Genomic DNA, 2,506 nt, shown 5'->3' with positions numbered 1-2,506 from the left:
CCCACAAGGGGTTGTGGTTTTCTGGTCCTTAATGGGTTGGCCTTGGTCCGACAACTACTTATCCCTCTGCGTTGAGTCACTTCAATGGCAATTACTCGCAGCGACTGGGAGCAACGCTTCCAGTCCTTGACAATCGAAGGTCGGGCATTCATTGACGGCCACTACTGCTCGGCACTTAGCCGCGACACCTTTGAATGCGTGAGCCCGGTGGACGGCCGCTTCCTGGCGAACGTCGCCAGCACCGACGAAGCCGACGCGAATGTGGCGGTGCAGGCTGCGCGCCGGGCGTTCGAGTCCGGCGTCTGGGCCAAACTGGCCCCGGCTGAGCGCAAGCGCATCCTGATTCGTTTCGCCGATCTGATTCTGGCGAACCAGGAAGAACTGGCGCTGCTGGAAACCCTCGACATGGGCAAGCCGATCAGCGACGCCATGAGCATCGMCATTCCTGCGACCGCCAACGCGATCCGCTGGAGCGCCGAGGCGATCGACAAGATCTACGACGAAGTTGCGGCGACGCCGCACGACCAGTTGGGTCTGGTCACCCGTGAACCGTCAGGCGTGGTCGCGGCCATCGTACCGTGGAACTTCCCGTTGATCATGGCCAGCTGGAAGTTCGCACCGGCCCTGGCGGCGGGTAACTCGTTCATCCTCAAGCCTTCGGAAAAGTCACCGCTGACGGCGATTCGCATCGCCCAACTGGCGCTCGACGCGGGCATCCCGAAAGGCGTGTTCAACGTCCTGCCGGGCTTCGGTCACACCGTCGGCAAGGCGCTGGCGCTGCACATGGACGTCGACGTTCTGGCCTTCACCGGCTCGACGGCGATTGCCAAGCAACTGCTGATCTACGCCGGGCAAAGCAACATGAAACGCGTCTGGCTGGAAGCCGGTGGCAAAAGCCCGAACGTGGTGTTTGCCGACGCGCCGGATCTGCGCGCGGCAGCTACAGCTGCGGCCAGTGCGATCGCCTTCAACCAGGGTGAAGTCTGCACCGCCGGTTCGCGTTTGCTGGTGGAACGTTCGATTCGCGAGCAGTTCATCCCGCTGCTGGTGGAAGCGCTGCAAGCCTGGAAACCGGGGCATGCCCTCGATCCGGAAACCACCGTCGGCGCAGTGGTCGATCAGCGCCAACTGGACAACGTGCTGCGCTACATCAGCATCGGCAAAGAGCAGGGCGCCCAACTGATTGCGGGCGGTAATCGCGCCCTTGAAGACACCGGTGGCCTGTACGTGGAACCGGCAATTTTCGACGGCGTGACCAACGCCATGACCATCGCCCGGGAAGAGATCTTCGGCCCGGTGCTGTCGCTGATCACCTTCGACACCGCCGAAGAAGCATTGGCGATTGCCAACGACAGCATCTTCGGTCTGGCCGCCGGGGTCTGGACCAGCAACCTGAGCAAGGCCCACACCTTCGCTCGCGGCTTGCGCGCCGGCAGCGTCTGGGTCAACCAGTACGACGGCGGCGACATGACCGCGCCGTTCGGCGGGTTCAAGCAGTCGGGTAACGGTCGGGACAAATCGCTGCATGCGTTCGATAAATACACCGAACTCAAAGCGACCTGGATCAAGCTCTAACACTTCTACAGCGGCGGTCGCAGGCAAGTGCCCGCGACCGTTCGGGAACTCAATCATGCAAAAAMATGTAAACAGCTACTACGCCGCAACCCGCAACGAGACCATCGATTTTCCGGTGCTCGAAGAACTGGTCGAGTGCGATGTCTGCGTCATCGGCGCGGGCTACACCGGTTTGTCCTCGGCCCTGTTCCTCAGTGAAGCGGGCTACAGCGTCACCGTGCTCGAAGCCGCCAAGGTCGGCTACGGCGCCAGCGGTCGCAACGGCGGTCAACTGGTCAACTCCTACAGCCGCGACGTCGATGTCATCGAAGAGCGTTACGGCGACAAGACTGCCGAAGTGCTGGGCAGCATGATCTTTGAGGGCGCGGACATCATCCGTTCGCGCATCAAGCAGTACGACATCAAGTGCGACTACAAGCCCGGTGGCATTTTCGCGGCGCTGAACAAGAAGCAGCTCAAAGGCCTGGCCGAGCAGAAACGCAGCTGGGAGCGCTACGGCAACAAGAACCTGAGAATGCTCGACGCGGCCGAGATCAAGCACGAAGTGGGTTGCGACAACTACGTCGGCGGCCTGCTGGACATGCAGGGCGGCCACATCCACCCATTGAACCTGGCACTCGGTGAAGCCTCGGCCATCATCGGCCTGGGCGGCAAGATCTACGAGCAATCGGCGGCCRTGGAAATCACCTACGGCGAGCCGATCACCGTGCGCACTGCCAAAGGCGTGGTGCGGGCCAAATACCTGCTGATCGCCGGCAACGCCTACTTGCCTCAGGACCTCGACAACCGCGTCACCCGCAAGAGCATGCCCTGCGGTTCGCAAATCGTCGTCACCGAGCCCTTGTCGGCCAAAGTCGCCAAGAGCCTGATCAGCAACAACTACTGCGTCGAAGACTGCAACTACCTGCTCGACTACTACCGCCTGACTGAC

At 61.7% G+C, this 2,506-nt stretch carries 2 protein-coding genes; both read left to right on the top strand.

The genetic code is table 11. The features are described from left to right. Positions 1-84: 84 nt before the first annotated feature. Positions 85-1,575, top strand: coding sequence for an aldehyde dehydrogenase (locus AC1DH9_RS27180; protein WP_477809137.1), 1,491 nt, complete (start codon positions 85-87; stop codon positions 1,573-1,575). 55 nt (positions 1,576-1,630) lie between these two features. Beyond that, on the top strand, positions 1,631-2,506 hold an 876-nt coding region (locus AC1DH9_RS27175), incomplete at its 3' end, for an NAD(P)/FAD-dependent oxidoreductase (protein ID WP_477809136.1).

This window comes from Pseudomonas sp. 05T35, assembly GCF_056396605.1.
This window is presented reverse-complemented; position numbering and strand designations above follow the sequence as displayed.